Source organism: Nocardia pneumoniae NBRC 100136, assembly GCF_000308755.1.
Taxonomy (GTDB): Bacteria; Actinomycetota; Actinomycetes; order Mycobacteriales; family Mycobacteriaceae; genus Nocardia; species Nocardia pneumoniae.
In genome coordinates this window covers 182490-198822 of record NZ_BAGF01000075.1, presented here as the reverse complement: position 1 = coordinate 198822, position 16333 = coordinate 182490, and the positions used below count along the sequence as shown (strand labels likewise).

Annotated in this window: 17 protein-coding genes; 8 read left to right on the top strand and 9 right to left on the bottom strand. The window is 66.9% G+C overall.

Features of this window, described 5'->3' with window-relative positions:
- Positions 1–14: 14 nt before the first annotated feature.
- Genes ON34_RS24405 through ON34_RS24395 form a run of 3 tightly spaced genes read right to left on the bottom strand, consistent with a single transcriptional unit; the run spans position 15 to position 828 of the window.
- A complete protein-coding gene (locus ON34_RS24405; protein WP_157172409.1) occupies positions 15–356 on the bottom strand; it encodes a hypothetical protein in 342 nt (113 codons plus the stop codon).
- Positions 353–535 carry a hypothetical protein gene (locus tag ON34_RS24400; protein WP_040783413.1) on the bottom strand — a complete coding sequence of 61 codons (183 nt, stop codon included), beginning with the start codon at positions 533–535 and terminating at the stop codon, positions 353–355. Before ON34_RS24400 ends, ON34_RS24405 begins: the two co-directional genes overlap by 4 nt.
- On the bottom strand, positions 532–828 hold the full coding sequence (locus ON34_RS24395) for a hypothetical protein (RefSeq protein ID WP_040783411.1): 297 nt from the start codon (positions 826–828) through the stop codon (positions 532–534). The genes ON34_RS24400 and ON34_RS24395 overlap by 4 nt, the downstream gene beginning before the upstream one ends.
- Before the next feature lie 195 nt (positions 829–1023).
- Here ON34_RS24395 and ON34_RS24390 point away from each other — a divergent pair, with 195 nt between their 5' ends.
- Together ON34_RS24390 and ON34_RS37795 are read left to right on the top strand one after the other, a co-directional pair.
- On the top strand, positions 1024–2367 hold the full coding sequence (locus tag ON34_RS24390) for an NsdA family TPR-like regulatory protein (RefSeq protein WP_157172408.1): 1344 nt from the start codon (positions 1024–1026) through the stop codon (positions 2365–2367).
- Between the two features lie 284 nt (positions 2368–2651).
- Positions 2652–2942, top strand: coding sequence for a GNAT family N-acetyltransferase (locus tag ON34_RS37795; protein WP_281032466.1), 291 nt, complete (start codon positions 2652–2654; stop codon positions 2940–2942).
- A gap of 111 nt (positions 2943–3053) precedes the next feature.
- On the opposite strand, the gene ON34_RS24380 is transcribed toward ON34_RS37795, so the two are convergent.
- Together ON34_RS24380 and ON34_RS24375 are read right to left on the bottom strand one after the other, a co-directional pair.
- A complete protein-coding gene (locus ON34_RS24380; protein WP_040783408.1) occupies positions 3054–4889 on the bottom strand; it encodes an acyl-CoA dehydrogenase in 1836 nt (611 codons plus the stop codon).
- Between the two features lie 223 nt (positions 4890–5112).
- Positions 5113–6339: a TetR/AcrR family transcriptional regulator gene (locus ON34_RS24375; protein WP_169333895.1), complete on the bottom strand. Its 1227-nt coding sequence runs from the start codon at positions 6337–6339 to the stop codon at positions 5113–5115.
- A 156-nt stretch (positions 6340–6495) separates the two neighbouring features.
- Here ON34_RS24375 and ON34_RS33800 point away from each other — a divergent pair, with 156 nt between their 5' ends.
- The gene (locus tag ON34_RS33800; RefSeq protein WP_051023051.1) at positions 6496–9477 is read left to right on the top strand and encodes a tetratricopeptide repeat protein; all 2982 of its coding nucleotides are present in this window, start codon (positions 6496–6498) and stop codon (positions 9475–9477) included.
- A 133-nt stretch (positions 9478–9610) separates the two neighbouring features.
- Here ON34_RS33800 and ON34_RS24365 read toward each other — a convergent pair whose 3' ends face one another.
- Positions 9611–10072, bottom strand: a complete 462-nt coding sequence (locus ON34_RS24365) for an organic hydroperoxide resistance protein (protein WP_051023050.1) — start codon at positions 10070–10072, stop codon at positions 9611–9613.
- A 96-nt stretch (positions 10073–10168) separates the two neighbouring features.
- On the opposite strand from ON34_RS24365, the gene ON34_RS24360 reads away from it, so the two are divergent.
- From ON34_RS24360 to ON34_RS24345, 4 genes are all read left to right on the top strand, one after another.
- Positions 10169–11116 (top strand): LLM class flavin-dependent oxidoreductase, encoded by a 948-nt coding sequence (locus ON34_RS24360; RefSeq protein WP_040783404.1) that lies wholly within the window; start codon positions 10169–10171, stop codon positions 11114–11116.
- Entirely contained in the window at positions 11113–11817 is a 705-nt protein-coding gene (locus tag ON34_RS24355; RefSeq protein ID WP_040783402.1) for an alpha/beta fold hydrolase, read from the top strand. Before ON34_RS24360 ends, ON34_RS24355 begins: the two co-directional genes overlap by 4 nt.
- Positions 11818–11821: 4 nt before the next feature.
- Positions 11822–12499, top strand: a complete 678-nt coding sequence (locus ON34_RS24350) for a winged helix-turn-helix transcriptional regulator (RefSeq protein WP_040783401.1) — start codon at positions 11822–11824, stop codon at positions 12497–12499.
- A gap of 126 nt (positions 12500–12625) precedes the next feature.
- A complete protein-coding gene (locus ON34_RS24345) occupies positions 12626–12922 on the top strand; it encodes a DUF3558 domain-containing protein (protein ID WP_040783398.1) in 297 nt (98 codons plus the stop codon).
- A 149-nt stretch (positions 12923–13071) separates the two neighbouring features.
- On the opposite strand, the gene ON34_RS24340 is transcribed toward ON34_RS24345, so the two are convergent.
- The 3 genes from ON34_RS24340 to ON34_RS24330 are packed head-to-tail and all read right to left on the bottom strand — an operon-like array spanning position 13072 to position 14277.
- Positions 13072–13515, bottom strand: a complete 444-nt coding sequence (locus ON34_RS24340) for an SRPBCC family protein (protein WP_040783395.1) — start codon at positions 13513–13515, stop codon at positions 13072–13074.
- Complete coding sequence (locus ON34_RS24335) at positions 13512–13877, bottom strand: ArsR/SmtB family transcription factor (protein ID WP_040783392.1); 366 nt, start codon at positions 13875–13877, stop codon at positions 13512–13514. Before ON34_RS24335 ends, ON34_RS24340 begins: the two co-directional genes overlap by 4 nt.
- Before the next feature lie 31 nt (positions 13878–13908).
- Positions 13909–14277, bottom strand: coding sequence for a VOC family protein (locus tag ON34_RS24330; RefSeq protein ID WP_040783557.1), 369 nt, complete (start codon positions 14275–14277; stop codon positions 13909–13911).
- A gap of 204 nt (positions 14278–14481) precedes the next feature.
- Here ON34_RS24330 and gnd point away from each other — a divergent pair, with 204 nt between their 5' ends.
- Complete coding sequence (gene gnd / locus ON34_RS24325) at positions 14482–15927, top strand: NADP-dependent phosphogluconate dehydrogenase (RefSeq protein WP_040783389.1); 1446 nt, start codon at positions 14482–14484, stop codon at positions 15925–15927.
- Positions 15928–16333: the final 406 nt, after the last annotated feature.

Below are 16333 nucleotides of genomic sequence, written 5' to 3'. Positions count from 1 at the left end.
CCCGTGCACGGTTTTCAGCGCGGCGGCTCGGCGACGCTTCCGGCGTGGTGACCCGCGTCGTGCGCTCCCGCCCACTCGCGCAGGGCTTTTGCGACAAGCTCGACCAGTTCGGCTGACTGCCCGAATCCGGGAACCGGCGGCCCGATGAACGGTGCACGCTGCGGCAAATCGTCTGATGACATCTCGGTGTCCGTGACCGTGATGGCTTCGGCGTCGATCGTGGGCATGCCCAGGGCGCGCGTCATGTCTTGAAGCTCCCCGTAGGAGCGGATTTCGACCGGCCATCCGTCCGGGCCGACGACGGACCATGTGCCGTCGTCGGATTGCAGGAAGCCCAGGTGGTCGTCGTTGATCATGCGCACACCACCGACACGTAGGCGAGAGCGGTCAGGTACTGCTCGCATCCGCCGTGGCCGGAATGCGCGGACAGGAGGTAGCGGGCATGCTCGATACCCTCGACGGCCGGGGTCGATGTGCAGTCGGCGACGGTGGTCTCCCAGCGGGCCCGCGTTTCCGCTGTGGCTACGGCGATCATCGGACGTCCCTCGCAGGCTTCATGCGTCCGGCCTCGGTCAGCACGCGGATCGCGGCACCTTTCGCAGCGCAGGAGATCCCGTCACAGTCGATGTGCTCCTGCGTGATCCAGTGCGCCTCGTCCACCGAATAGGGGCGTGCCGGGGCAGCGTGCGGGTCAGGGGTTAGGCGTTCCATGCGCTCGTCGTCGAGGCTGATGTCGATGGGGTCGTGCCGATGGAGGGTGCCGGTGATCAGCCAAGCGACCAGGACTACTGATCCGATGACTACGACGACTGTGAGTTCTGCGGACATCTCGGTACCCCCTGGGCGCGTTGTGTTCTGTTGATGTGGGCATCCGCTGCCGGGGAGCCGATGACGGGCACAGCGTCCATTCGGCGGCGGCTCCTCTAGCCTCACCGTGCTGGGTATGCAATCCCAGGCACCTAAGCCGCACGGAAGTAATACGCTTGCGACGCAGCGCATTGCAGACGCGAGATAGGGGTGGTCATGATCGTCAGCAAATGGACGGGCGTACAGGTCAAAGCACTCCGCTTGGCAGCCCTACGGCTGACACAAGACCAATTCGCGGAACGGCTGGGGTTCCAAACACCAACAATCCGCAAGTGGGAAAAGGCCACCGAACAGCGGCCGATCCGAGGCGAGTCCGCAGAGGCGTTGGACACCGAACTCGCCCGGCTCACCGACGATCAGCGTGCCCGATTCCGCGCGGAGGTCAGCGACGTGCGCGACGCCGCTACGCCGCTCGCTCGCCAGCGCCCTACAGATCTGACGCGCGATAATCTGGTTCCGTGCGACCAAAATAGCGCGACGGAAGTCGAGGATGATGTGAAGCGACGCGAATTCGGAATGCTAGTGGGGGCCGCGTTTATCACGGCGGGCAGTGATCCCGATTCGACTCCGAGCCGCATCGGAATCGCCGACGCTCAACGGCTCAATGCGCTCGCCGCCGACTTCCGACGTCGTGATCAGGTCGTTGGTGGAGCTGCGCTCGTGCAAGACGCCATTCGAGAACTCGAGATGGCGAAGCACCTGCTGGATACGTGCGCATTTTCCGACCGGGCGGGCCGCGCATTCATGAGCGCCGCAGGGGAACTCGCGACCATCTCCGGGTGGCTGGCCTACGACGCCGACATGCACCCGCTCGCCCGTCGGTGCTATGCCGACGCATTCGCCTTGGCGAACCAGGCTGGCGACGACGCACTGACCGTGCACGTGTGCATGAGCGCCGCACTGTTGGCGCTCGAACGGCAAGGCACTCGTGAAGCGAATCCCGATCGCGCGCTCAATCTCGCGAGCCGCGCTCGGGCACTCACCCGCGGCCACGCGCCCGGCCGTATCCATGTCCTCATCGCCACACGGGAGACGCAAGCGTACGCAACTCTCGGCGACCAGGCAGCATTCGGCAAGGCGATCACCACAGCCTGGCGGGAATTCGATTTCGCTCTCGACCATGAGCCGCTGGAGGAGTGCCCACCATGGTTGCGGTTCGTCAACGCCACCGAGATCAGAAGCCACGAAGCCCGCGGCATTGGCCGTCTGGGCAACCTCGCGAAGTCGGCTGACCTGTACGCCGGGCTCGCTTTGGAGCAGGTCAAGGCCCGCAATTCGGCGGCCCACCGGGCAAGCTCGGCGGCGGCGTTGGCGAAGATCGGCGACATCGATGCTGCTATCGAACAGGGGATGTCTGTTCTCGCGGCCCTGGAGAACTCCGTATCGTCTACTCGTACGCTGCGACGGCTGGACCCCGTTCGGGCAGTTGCCGAAGGCCGATCCGACGAATTCTCGGTGCGATTCGATGAAGTGGCACGAAAAGCGACAACCACCATATGAGCGAACGCATCGACTTCCAGCGCTACACCGCCGCGTAGGCGCGCCGACTCCGCGAGGAAGTCGAACGCATCTTCCGAGACTCCTACGTCGACGCGATCGAATCCGGTGAAGAGTTCGAATCCCATGCGGCAGTTCATCCACCGGTTCGACGCCTATACCGATCTCGAACGCGCGGGCGCGTTCGAGTTGGTGATTGCCCGGATCGACGGTGAACCCTGCGGCCAGGTGTGGGGTTGGCCGCTTACCGCCAAGACTGGGTGGTGGTCCGGGCTGCAACTCCATGAATGCGACGAGACCGAGTTCACCGCCGAGAACGGTTCCCGCATACTCGCCTTCATGAAATTGTGGTCCGCAAGCCATTCACCGGCAGGGGCATCGCGCGCGCCCTGCACGATGAACTGCTCGCTGACCGCCCCGAGCAACGCGCGACACTGCTCGTCCGCCCCGACAATCAGCGCGCCTACGACAACTATCGGCGGTGGGGCTGGTACCGGGTCGGTGTGCTGCGCCCATCCTGGCCGGACGCCCCACAGTTCGACGTCTTGATGCGCGAGCTTCCAGGCGGCACAGGGTAGCGGCTCGGCACAAGACCACAACAGTAGCGTTGCCTGTCAGGACAACGCCACTGCTGTGCTGGTGGTGCTATTGCCGAGGCGGACGCTCCGGCGCTAGGCGCACCCGTGGTGTCAGAACGCGGCTTCGTCGAGCTCCATCACACTGGTGTCGACATCGGAGATGACCGACCACTCGGCGCTGAGGTGCGGCAGGACGGTTTTGGCGAAGAAGGACGCGACCGCGACCTTGCCTTGGTAGAACGCCCGGTCCTGCTCAGTGGCACCCGAATCGAGTGCGGTGAGGGCGATCTCGGCGGCGACGATCAGCCGCCACGCGACCAGCAGGTCGCCCACGGCGAGCAGGAACCGCACCGAGTTGAGCCCGATCTTGTACAGCTCGGTGGGCTGTTCTTGCGCGGCGATCAGGTGCTGGGTGAGCCGGCCCGCCATGTCCTGGACGTCTTCCAGCGCGGTGGCCAGCAGCACCTTCTCGGCCTTCAGACGGCCGTTGCCGGTGGGGGATTGCGCCGTCTCGCGAATCTTTTCGGCCACGTGGGCCAGCGCCACACCGCGGTCGCGGGCGATCTTGCGGAAGAAGAAGTCCTGCGCCTGGATGGCGGTGGTGCCCTCGTACAGCGAGTCGATCTTCGCGTCCCGGATGTACTGCTCGATCGGGTAGTCCTGCAGGAAGCCGGAACCACCCAGGGTCTGCAGCGACTCGGTCAGGTACTGGTAGGCCCGCTCGGAGCCGACGCCCTTGACGATCGGCAGCAGCAGGTCGTTGACGCGGGCGGCGAGCTCGGCGTCGGCACCCGAGATGTGCTCGGCCACGACGTCGTTCTGGTGTCCAGCGGTGTAGAGGTAGATCGCGCGCAGGCCTTCGACGTAGGCCTTCTGCATCATCAGCGACCGGCGCACGTCGGCGTGGTGGGTGATGGTCACCTTCGGCGCCGTCTTGTCCGCCATCCGGGTCAGGTCGCTGCCCTGCACGCGGGACTTGGCGTATTCCAGCGCATTGAGGTAGCCGGTGGACAGCGTGGCGATGGCTTTGGTGCCCACCATCATGCGCGCTTCCTCGATCACCTTGAACATCTGCGCGATGCCGTTGTGCACCTCGCCGACCAGCCAGCCCTTGGCCGGGATGCCGTGGCCGCCGAAGGTCAGCTCGCAGGTGGCGGAGGCTTTGAGGCCCATCTTGTGCTCGACGTTGGTGACGAAGACGCCGTTGCGCTCACCGAGCTCACCGGTCTGGTGGTCGAAGTGGTACTTCGGCACGAAGAACAGCGACAGGCCCTTGGTGCCCGGTCCCGCGCCCTCGGGGCGGGCCAGCACCAGGTGCATGATGTTCTCGAACAGGTCGTCGGAGTCGGCGGAGGTGATGAACCGCTTCACGCCCTCGATGTGCCAGGAGCCGTCTTCCTGCTCGAGCGCCTTGGTGCGGCCGGCGCCCACGTCGGAACCGGCGTCGGGCTCGGTGAGCACCATCGTGGCGCCCCAGCCGTGTTCGGCCATGAGTTCGGCCCAGTGCTTCTGCTCCGCGGTGCCGAGGCCGTGCATGATGTGGGCCATGATCGGACCGGTCAGGTACATGTAGGCCGCAGGCTGCGCGCCGAGGATGAATTCGGTGATCGCCCAGCTGACCATCGCGGGGGCCGGTACACCGCCGATGGCCTCGGTTTTGCCGACGCGCCACCAGTCGGCGTCGTACCAGGCGCGCACTGCCTTCTTGAACGATTCCGGCAGGCTCACCGAGTGCGTGGCGGGATCGAAAACCGGTGGGTTGCGATCGGTTTCGGCGTACGGCTCGGCGACCGGTCCTTCGGCCAGGCGGGCCGCCTCGGCCAGCATCGACCGTACGGTGTCGCCGTCCAGGTCACCGAATGCTCCTGACTGCAGGACGGCGTCGAGTCCGTACACCTCGAACAGGTTGAACTCGAGATCGCGCACGTTGCTCTTGTAATGGCTCACGGGCCAATGCCTTTCGAGAAACCGGCCGCTGTATCGGCGAGGGATGCGGGAGGGCGCACGGATAGCTCGTCACCCACGGCACACTGTGCGGTACGAATCAGCCCGAAGGCAATCTCATGTTAATGACCACTAAGTAAATGGTCGACCGTCTTGTTGCCATTAATTCGCTGATAGCACGCGATCGCCGGGAGATAAGTTAATCGCCACTAAGTGAGGGATATCACTATGCGAAAACTCGGCCACGGACCGGCGCCGATTCGATCCCCTCGCCGATCGCGACCAGAACATCGACGAGATCGGCCCGCCGCCGAAAGCGTGGATTGCGGACCGCATCGATGACCACGGTGGCCACGGCGCGAATCAGCACGCGCGCGGCCGGAGGGGACAACTCCGGCCGGACGGTCTGCAGCATCCGGCCCCACTGGACGATGCAGTCCAGGCGCACCCGCCGGTATCGCTGCACCGCGTCGACGGGAAGATGCCTGGTCTCACTGACCGTGATGGCCAGCAGATCGGGTTCGTCGGCGCCCAACTGGGCGAAGCTGCGCATGAGTGATCGCATGGACCCCTCGGCGCTGCTGCCCTCGGCGATCGCCCGGGCCAGCAGCAGGCGAAGCCATTCGTCCTGCCGCTGAACGATCTGGTCCAGCAACTCGGCCTTGCTGGAAAAGTGGTGGTAGAGCGCGGGCCCGGTGACACCCACCGCCGCGCCGATGTCCTCGATGCCGACGGCGGCGTAGCCGCGGGTACTGAACAGTCGAGCCGCCTCGGCGAGCATTCGCTCCGACCGCAGCGCTCGGTCGAGTTCGGTATTGCCGGTGTCCATCCGCGCCGGTCGGGTCGGCGCGCGGCCATCCGGATACTCGGGCAGCGGGGTGGAGATCACCGCCGCGACGGCGGCGTCGAGCACCTCCGCGGCGGCGGGCGCGGGCAACTCGGCGCGGTGATACGAGGGACTCACCGCCACCGACAGCACGCACCAGCTCAGCAGCTCCACGTCCGCGGTGCTCAGCTCCGGACGGCGCGCGCGGATCGTCTGCCGCAGGTATCTGGTGAGCCGCGAGACTCGGACCAGCACAGCGGACTTGTCGGCGGCCGTCAGGTTGCGGAACTCCAGCTGCCACAGCCTCGGCAGTCCGCGCAGTTCCAGCGCCACTCGCACCACTTCGGCCAGTACCGCGGCACCCGACTTGTCGGCGCGATGCGCGGCGTCGATCCGGTTCAGGGTGTCGTCGAGCCCCACCAGCAGGCACTGTCCCAGCAGCTGCTGCTTGTTGCGGAAATGCCGGTACAGCGCCGTCGCGGAGATGCCGACCTTCGCCGCGATATCGGCCATCGACGTCCCGTGATAGCCGCCGTGCGCGAAGGCGTCCACCGCGGCGTTCAGGATTATCGCCCGCCGGTTCGACGGCCTCGACCGCGGCTGCCTGCCGCTCCGCTTCGTACTCATCGCGCACAGTGTGGCGTATCGAGCGCTCTGCGACGACATCGGCCGTTACCTCGCTAAGAGCCGGTGAGTGCCCACCGTGGTGCGGGTTGCCCGGCGTGTACGGCCCACGGATCGCATCCGCTTGCGGCCCGCGTGCGCGTAGCCGATAGTGTCCCCATGGCCGAGCGGCTGGCACTGGTGGTGGGGACCGAATGCGAGCGGCTGCCACATCTGGGATTCCCCGCCGATCTCGCCGGGCGCCTGCACACCGCGCTCACCGCCGACGGTCACTGGCTGCCCGTCGATGGAGCCGGTCCGCTGCTGAATCCCACTGCCGCACAATTGAAATCGACGGTAAAAGCGGCGTTCCGATCGGCGGGGAAGGCGAACGCGACCCTGCTGCTCGCCTTCGTCGGCCACGGTCTCACCGTAGACGACGACTTCTATCTGCTCGCCCACGACTCTCCGGGCGTGCCCACCGAGGAGGAACCGCTGGACTCCGACAACAGCATGAACCTGGTATCGGTGGTCAAGGAACACTACGCGAATGCCCGATTCCTGGACGGGCTCATCGTCCTGGTCGACGCCTGCGAGGCCGGGGCGGGAGTGCTCGGGGCGGGCCAGCGCTGGCTGAACATCCTGGAACGGACCGACGGCCGAATGGAACTGCTCGTCGCCTCGGGAGCCGGTAGCGCGTACTCGGGGTGTTTCACCCGAACCCTGTTGACCACGTTCGACAACGGGCTCCCGAGCAGGGGAACGAATCTGCTGTGTGGCGACGTTCGCGACCCCATAGCGCATGCGTGTCCGTTCCAAACGCCCCGCTACCTGTCGTTCAACGGCGCACAAGCCGATCCTGAGGACCGCGGGCTCTGGCTGCTGCCGAACGTCGCCCGCAACCGGGACGCCGTGCGCGGGCGACCTGCCACGGGTCTCGTCGATCATCTACTGCGCAAAGTGGTGGCTTCTCCGGCCGTCTTGGACACGATCACCACGATGGTCGAGTCCGGCGGCGACCGCTTGCAAGCGGTGGTCGGACCGGCTGGGTCGGGCAAATCGACGCTGCTGGCCTTGTTGATCCGGCCGGACACGCTGACCGAACCCGTCTCCTTCACCGCGGATTTCGTGTCCGCGGCGGTCTTTCTCGACGTCGCGAGCACCGTGGAGTCGATGTGCCGGGAGATCGTCGCGCAACTGAGCGTACGGTTCGGCTCCGTGTTCGATCAGGCTCGCCGCGCCGTGGTCGACGAACTCACCGATCACGATCAGTTCGACGCGCTGGAAATCGAGCTCCTGCGTCCACTGCACAAGATGCCGCGCACACGACGAGTCCGCATCATCGTCGATGGGCTCGACCAGCCCGCACCCGGCGGCCGCGACGGCATTCTCGCCGCGATCCACTCGCTGACCACCGACGACCGTCTGAGGCACGTCCGCGTTGTGATCGGAGTGCGTTCGGGCACCGGGGTCGAAGAGCGCGAAGAGCTCGCCCACGCGCATATCTTTCCCGTCGAGCCGCCCCGGATCGCGGAAATCCTGGACGAGCTCAGCGGATCGGACGTCGAGATTCCGGCGGCGCTGTCGCTCGACGGGCACGAGGTCGCCGGGCTGGGCGGGTGGCTGCTTCCCCGGCTCGTCGGAGAGATCGACTGGCGGCAGGCCGGGGCGGCGGCGAACGGGGACCTGGACTCGCTGGTTCGCTACCGAATTCGCACGACACTCGACCGGCAGCCCGCGACCCCGTCGGCGATCTCCGCCCTCGCGGGCCTGCTCGCCGCCGTGGGCGTCGGCCCGGTGGCGCCGATTCGGCTCGTCGCCGCGGCCATGACCGAGCTCGGCCACGGCGTGTCCTTGCCTCTGTTGCGCACCACCCTCGTCGACCTGGGCATCTTGGTCGCACGTGGGCAGCCGGGACGAGACGACGAACGCATCGGACTGACCCATGAGGCCTTCACCGGCCCGCTCACCGCGGCGACGACGGAGACGCTCCCGCAGGTCACCGCCCACGCCGCGCTGGCATCGGCGCTCGGCGCTCTCACCGGCCCGGATATCGACGATTACGCCTACACGGCCGCGCCACGCCATCATCTGGCCGCCGGGTACCCCGAGCGCGCCATCGCCTTCCTGGATCGAGTCGACAGTGGGCGGCGAGCACGCGACAACCGAGTGTCCTGGGCCGGATGGCATACCGCGTTCGAAGCCGCGCTGGCGCCGGACGACCCGCACCTGTTCACCGTGCGCGCACGGTTGGCCCGCTGGACCGGCGACGCCGGAGACCCACACGCCGCGCGGGATATGTACGCCGCACTCGTCGCGCGCTGCACCGAGACGTTCGGACCGGAACATCCCCGGACTCTGGAATACCGTGTGCAACTGGCGAATTGGATCGGGCAGCTGGGGGAGTCGGAACGCGCGGTCGCGATGCTCACGGAACTGCTGCCCCTGCAATCCGCCGTGAGCGACCCCGACGACCCGGCCGTCCTGCGGATCCGCGCCGACCTGGGGTTCTGGACCGGCCAGACCGGGGACATCGCCGGTGCGTGCCGCCGCTACGCCGAGTTCCTGCCCGATCTCGGACGCGTCCTCGGACCCGAGCATCCCTACGTGCTGCGCTGCCGCGACCAGTACGCGCGCTTCGTCGGACTGTCCGGTGACCCGGCGGGGGCAAGGCAGATACTCGATGATCTGGTGCCGCTCTGTCTGAGCGTGCTGGGGCCCGAACACAACGACACCCTGTGGGCGAGAGCCAACCAGGCGTGGTGGACCGGTGTAGCCGGTGACGCGGACGCCGCGGTCGCTTTACTGCGCGAGGTGCTTGCCGACCGCGAGGACATCTCCGGAGTCGAGCACCCCGCGACCCTGGTCACGACGAACAACCTCGCCTACTGGTACGGGATGAGCGGTCACCCTGAACCTGCGCGCGATCTGCTCGCTCGCCTCCTGGAGGTCACCACCCGCCTGTACGGAGCGGACAATCCCGACACCTTGCTCGCCTTGGAGGGCCTGGCGAGGTGGACCGGGCACGCGGGAGATCCCGCGAGCGCGCGGGATCTATACGCCGAGTTGGTCATTCGTCGTGAACGCCGGAATGGGACGGACGATGCGGAGACCGCGAAAGCACGTGCCGAACTCGCGTTCTGGACAGCGAACGCAGAGTGAAAGGCACTCGGCCAGACCGTTCGCGCCCTTGGCCGCCCCGCACGTCAGGCGTTACGTTCGCCGCTGAGTCACGTCTCCACGAGATGCGCACACGGCGCCGAGCGACCGCTTGCTGGAACAGGCCTGTGAGAGATCACTCGATAGGCGTGGGCTCCGCACGTGGAGCCCGCACAGGAATGCCATTCACTACCAGCGTCACAGCGATGTTGTCTCGCGTGGCATTGGAGTAGGGGCAGACCTGGTGGGCCGCGTCGACCAGTTCGATTGCCTGCTCGTCGGTGACCGAGGGCAGCGCGATGTGCAGCTCGACGCCGAGTTCGAAGCGGCCGCCGTCGATCGGGATCAGCGCGACCGACGAGTCGATTTCCGCGTCGTCGGCCTGGAGCTTGCTGCGCTGCCCGACGAGGGCGAGCGTCGTACCGAAGCAGGCGGCGTACCCGATCGCGAAGAGTTGCTCGGGATTCGCACCCGCACCGCTACCACCCAGTTCTTTTGGTTGACGTAAGTCCAGATCCAGTTGGCCGTCGGACGTCCGTCCGCGGCCGTTCCTGCCGCCGGTCACGTGCGCCTGTGCCCGGTAAAGCACCTTTGTCATGCCAACTCCCTTCATCGCTACTTCAATATGAAGTTTGCACTTCAAAAATAAGAAGTCAATAGCTAAGCTCAGGAACCTGACGATGAGGGAGGCGATATGGCGAGGCTGGAGATCGGATACCTGCTACCGACACGCGACCAGACCGTGCTGGGCGAACACGAACCGAAACGACTTGTCGCACAGGCATGTCGGGCGGAGATGCTGGGCCTGGACTCGGTATGGGCGGGCGACAGCCCGGTGACCAGGCCGCGCGCGGACCCGCTGCTGCTGTTGGCCGCCGTGGCCCAGGCAACCGAACGAGTCACGCTGGGCACCGCGGTACTGCTCCCGGCCTTGCGCCATCCGATTCTGCTGGCGCACCAGCTCGCCACGCTCGACCGGCTGTCGAGTGGGCGATTGGTCGCGGGCATGGGCGGCGGGTTCCCGAACCGGCACACCGAGGCCCAATTCGCCGCGGTCGGTGTCGGATTCGCCCGCCGCATCGGCCGCTTGGAGGAGTCGATCGAAGCCATGCGCGAACTCTGGTCGGGGGAGCCGGTGTCCTACCGGGGCGAGCACTTCAGCTTCGACGACGTGCGACTCGCGCCGCCGCCATCGCGTCCGGGCGGCCCGCCGATCTGGCTGGCCGGCAGCGGCGCGCCCGCGTTGCGGCGCGTGGCCCGCCTCGCCGACGGCTGGTTGCCCTATCCGACCGAGGCCGAGACCTATGGGGCCGAACTCGATGTCATCGACCGTGCGGGTCCGCGGCGGCCGATAACCCCCGCCCTGTACGCGACGCTGTGCCTGGACGAGAACCCGGAGAAGGCGCGCGAACGCCTGCGGACCAGCATCCAGGGCTACTACAACGCCCCACTCGAATTCATCGCGTCGGTCCAGGCGGTGTTCGCGGGTACTGCCCGCGAGGCCGCCGACTGGTTGACCGGCTATGTCGCGGCCGGTGCCCGTCACCTCGTGATCCGCTTGGCGACCGACAACCACGACAAGGGCCTGGAGGAATTCGCCGACCAGGTGCTGCCCCTACTGCGCGAGGAGGATTCGCAATGACCACCTTCGTTCTCGTCCACGGCGCATGGCACGGCCCGTGGGCCTGGGAGCGGGTCGTCCCGCTGCTGCACGCGGCCGGGGCGCGCACCCGCACGCCGGACCTCAGCGCGGTCGGGGACTGCGGGCTCCACGACCACGCCGCGACCGTCGCCGCCGTGCTGGACGCCGCACCGGACGACGAGGAGATCGTGCTGGTCGGACACAGTTACGCCGGGCTGGTCGTGCGCGAAGCAGCCGACGCCCGACCCGATGTCGTCGACCACATCGTCCTCGTGGACGGATGGGCGGGGCGTGCCGGTGTCGGCATGTTCGACCTGGCCCCCGCCGCCTTCGTTGCGTCGGTCCGGGCGGCAGCCGAGTCACGCGGGGACGGCTGGCGGATCCCGGCACCGCCTCCGGCGGCGTTCGGCATCGTCGACGCCGATGACGCGGCCTGGCTGGCCGCGCGCTTGCTCCCGCAACCGCTGCGCACGTTCACCGAGACCACGCGCCTGAGCGGAGTAGTCGACCGAATTCCCGGCACCGCCATCTACTGCAAACCGCAGACCTATCCCTTCGCACAGTTCGGCGCAGCCCTGGGATACCGGACCCGCGCCGTGGACGGTCCGCACGACGTGATGCTCGCCCAACCCGAACCACTCGCCCGGCTGCTCCTGGAAGCCTCGCTCGTTCAAAATCGGGAAGCGCGAAGTCTAGAGTGATGAAGTGGACCAGCGAACCTACAACCAGTACTGCGCGACCGCGCGCACCCTCGACATCGTCGGCGAGCGCTGGACCCTGCTGCTGATCCGCGAGCTGCTCACCGGACCCAAACGGTTCGGCGACCTGCAAGCCAGCCTCCGCGGGCTCGGCACCGGGCTCCTCGCTGCCCGACTGAAGCACCTGGAATCCGAAGGACTCGCACAGAAGGTCACGCTTCCGCCGCCGGCCCGCACGCCCGCCTACGCGCTCACCGAGGCCGGTGCAGAACTCGGCCCCGCGATCCTGGCGCTGGCCCGGTGGGGCCTGAAATGGGCGATGGGCCAACCGCGCGAGTCCGAGACCTTTCACCCGGGCTGGGCCGTGCTCGGCTTGCGGGCCTGCTTCGACCCCGACGCCGCCACCGGACTGCACGCGGTCTACGAATTCCATATCGACGACGAGGTTTTCCACGCTCGCATCCACGACGAGACCATCGAGGCGCAACACGGACCCGCGCAACACCCAGACGCGACCATCACCATCGGCACTGCCGCGTTCTTGCGCCTGACCGGCCAAGGCCTCACCCTGGCCGAGGCGGTCGAGAGCGGCGAGGCATCGGCGGTCGGCGACAGCGAGGCACTGCGCAGGTTGAGGACCCTGTTCCGGATGCCGCCCGCGCATGCCCGAAAGGCGTCGCCGTGACGATGACCGATTGAGGTTCTCGGCGGGCGAACCCGACGATTGTTGGTTACTCGTTACGTTCGCTGCCGAGTCACGAAAAGTTGGTCGATTCGCTACGTTCCGGGAATTCCGAACGGATGCCTTTGGATGACAACGGATTTCGGTATCGGATTCCATTCGCATCCGTCGTCCGACCGCACGTCGCCTTTGCCGCCGATAGCGGGCGCGACGCAGATCACTGTCGACGGGCGGCGAGCAGTGCGGATCCCGGAGTCTCGCTCCGACGGCAAGAACGGCGGCTGCAAGACCGAGGTAGCCGCCGACTCCGGAGGATCGATCTCCGTCGAGATCACCGTCCAAGCCGGTATATACGGCGGAACCACACTCGACACCTGCGCAATCAGCGTCGACGTTGCCACCGTGATACTCGCGCATCTCCGCTGAGCAGGGCATTCCGTCTCGACGGAGTCACCCCAACGCCCAATCTCGTGCTTCCCGCACCCTTTCATCCACCACCGTTGTCGTCGCATCCTTCCCGATCGTGGTTCGTTCGGTACTCGGGTACACGCGCGCACTCATCAAGCGGCCGCGGCTTACCCGTCGTCGAGTAATGCGGCCAAGCGGTGGAGCATGCCGGGCCAGCCGTTGCGCATGATGTTGCGAGCCAGTTGAGCGGTGGGATCGTCGGGGTCGAATCCCCTGTGGCTGAAGAGGATTCGAGTGCCGCGCCCCTCTGGACACAGATCCCAGGTGACGGTCCAGCCGGTCGGTGTGTCGGAGGCGGCATCGTCCCAGGCGATGCGCAGGCGTTTCGGGGCGACGGCCTCGAGTACCGCACAGCTGATCTCGCCGGAGAACTTCGTCGCGGCAATGGGCTTCGCGTGCATGCGGAACCGGTTGCCTGCGACCGGTTCGAAGCCCTCCGGTTCCATCAGCCATTGCGCCATCAGGCGCGGTGTGGTGAGCGCGCGCCACACCTTGGCCGGTGGATGGGGATAGAAATGGTCGAGTTCGATGGTGGTGAGGTCGTCGGTCACCGATCTGGTTCCGTCCTGTCGTCGGATTCGTCGGGCATCGCGTCGAGTGTCGCGCCCAGATCGCGCATGCGGGCGCGCCAGAACCGCTCGAACGGGTCGAGCCAGGACTGCAGATCGTGGAGGGGCTCCGGCTCGACGCGGTAGTAGCGATGCCGCCCCCGCTTCTCCTCGCTGACCAGACCGCAGTCCCGCAGCACCTTCAGATGCTCGGAGACACTGGGCCGCGCCATATCGAAGCGCTCGGCGATCTCCTGGACCGACCGCTCGCCATCGAGCAGCAGGTCCAGGATGTCGCGTCGGGTCGGGTTGGCCAGTGCGCCGAACACGCGATCTGCGGTCGTGGATTTCAGGCGGTGCGGCATCGGGCCTTCGTTCGGACGAGTGGTGGGGTGATCACGAGTCTCTCGCACTGGAGAGGACGAAGGAATTGCCGTCCGGATCGGCGAAGGTGGCTTGCCGCCCCCACGGCATCTCGCTCGGTCCCTCCACCTGCGCCCCGGCCTCGCGCAGTCGGGCAACGGCGCCGTCGAGATCGTCACTGTCGAGAATCACGCCCGTCAGCGTCCCGCCGGACGCGCCGGGAAACGGCTTGTGCAACACGATGGCGGTTCCCGAGTCTCCGGGCGCGACCTCGAGCCATCGGTTGTTCCCCGTCACCTGGTCGCCCCGAACGGTGAATCCGAGCACCTCGGTATAGAACCGCTTGGCTCGATCCTGATCCTCGACGAACGCGGTGATGGTCCTGATCTGGGAAATCGTCATGCCGGTCACTATATGTAGGATTATCCCTACCAGTCAACCGTAGGTTTTGTCCTACCTGTTTTGCCTCCGTCTGCTCGCCATGCGGCACATGCGCGAACCGGCAAGGTGGGTAAGGTCTGAGGCGTCGTGGAACGGACTCCACGAGGCACCCGCCGAACGGCTTCGCGCGGACCCGCCACACCTGTCGAACGAGAGAGCTGATTGATGCCGACCTCTACCGCACGTGCACAGATCGGGGTCACCGGCCTGGCGGTCATGGGCAGCAACATCGCCCGCAACTTCGCCAAGCACGGCTATACGGTGGCGCTGCACAACCGCAGCATCGCCAAGACCGACGCACTGCTCGAGGCGCACGGCGACGACGGCGACTTCGTGCGCACCGAAACCATCGACGAGTTCGTCGCCGCGCTGGAGAAGCCGCGCCGGGTGCTGATCATGGTGAAGGCGGGCGCGGCCACCGACGCCGTCATCGAGGAACTCGCCGCCGCGATGGAGCCGGGCGACATCATCATCGACGGCGGAAACGCCCTCTACACCGACACCATCCGGCGCGAAGCCGCGCTGCGGGAGCGCGGGTTGAATTTCGTCGGCGCCGGTATCTCCGGCGGCGAGGAGGGCGCGCTCAACGGCCCGGCGATCATGCCCGGCGGCCCGAAGGAGTCCTACGACTCGCTCGGTCCGCTGCTGGAATCGATCGCGGCGAAGGTCGACGGAACGCCGTGCTGCACGCATATCGGTCCGGACGGTTCCGGGCACTTCGTCAAGATGGTGCACAACGGCATCGAGTACGCCGACATGCAGCTGATCGGCGAGGCCTACCACCTGTTCCGTGACGCGCTCGGCTTCGACGCCAAGCAGATCGCCGACGTGTTCACCCAGTGGAACGCCGGAGACCTGGAAAGCTACCTCGTCGAGATCACCGCCGAGGTGCTCGAGCAGGTCGACGCGAAAACCGGCCGACCGCTGGTCGATGTCATCGTCGACGCCGCCGAGCAGAAGGGCACCGGCCGCTGGACGGTGAAGTCCGCCCTCGATCTCGGGGTGCCCGTGACGGGCATCGCCGAAGCGGTCTTCGCGCGGGCGCTGTCGGGTTCCCGCGCGCAGCGCAAGGCGGCCACCGGTCTGGCTTCGGGCCGGTTGGCGGACAAGCCCACCGACGTCGAGCAGTTCACCGAGGACATCCGGCAGGCGCTGTACGCGTCGAAGGTCGTCGCCTACGCCCAGGGCTTCGATCAGATCGCCGCGGGCAGCGCCGAATACGACTGGAACCTGCGCCCCGGCGACCTGGCGACGATCTGGCGCGGCGGCTGCATCATCCGGGCCCGGTTCCTGAACCGGATCAAGGACGCCTATGACGAGAACCCGGAGCTGCCGAGCCTGATCCTCGCGCCCTACTTCCGCGAGGCGATCGAAACCGCGATCGACAGCTGGCGGCGCGTCGTCTCCACCGCGACCCTGCTGGGCATTCCGGTACCGGCGTTCGCGTCGTCGCTGTCCTACTATGACGCCCTGCGCGCCGAGCGCCTCCCGGCCGCGCTCACCCAGGCGCAGCGCGACTTCTTCGGCGCGCACACCTACGAGCGGGTCGACGCCGAGGGCAAGTTCCACACCCTCTGGAGCGGCGACCGCAGCGAAATCCCCGCGGACTGAGTGATCCCGTGCGCTCCGGTGCCGGCAGGTTGCAGCCAGCGGTTGCTACCGACCCTGCGCAGCAGCTCAGGGGTTGACCTTCCGCACGCTTTGGCCGTACCTCGCGGCGGATGCGTTGATGGAATGGTTTGATAGCTAGATTTCGTGCACTACGGCACCGGCTCGCGTTTCGAGGACCGCCAGCAGGACCATCCGACACACCGACATATCCGACATGTGTCCACGCAGGGTTATCACGGCGTGGGCCGCAGCTCGCCGGCATTCATGGACGAGATCGACGAACGCCGGGGGCAGTGTCCCGTTCTGCGGTGGGGGCTCGCGGAAAACGGTGCCGAGCTCGTAGCCGAGTGACCTGGCAGTGTCCCGCAGTCTGTCCTCGCTCGAATTCGAGTCGCGGTCACAGAGC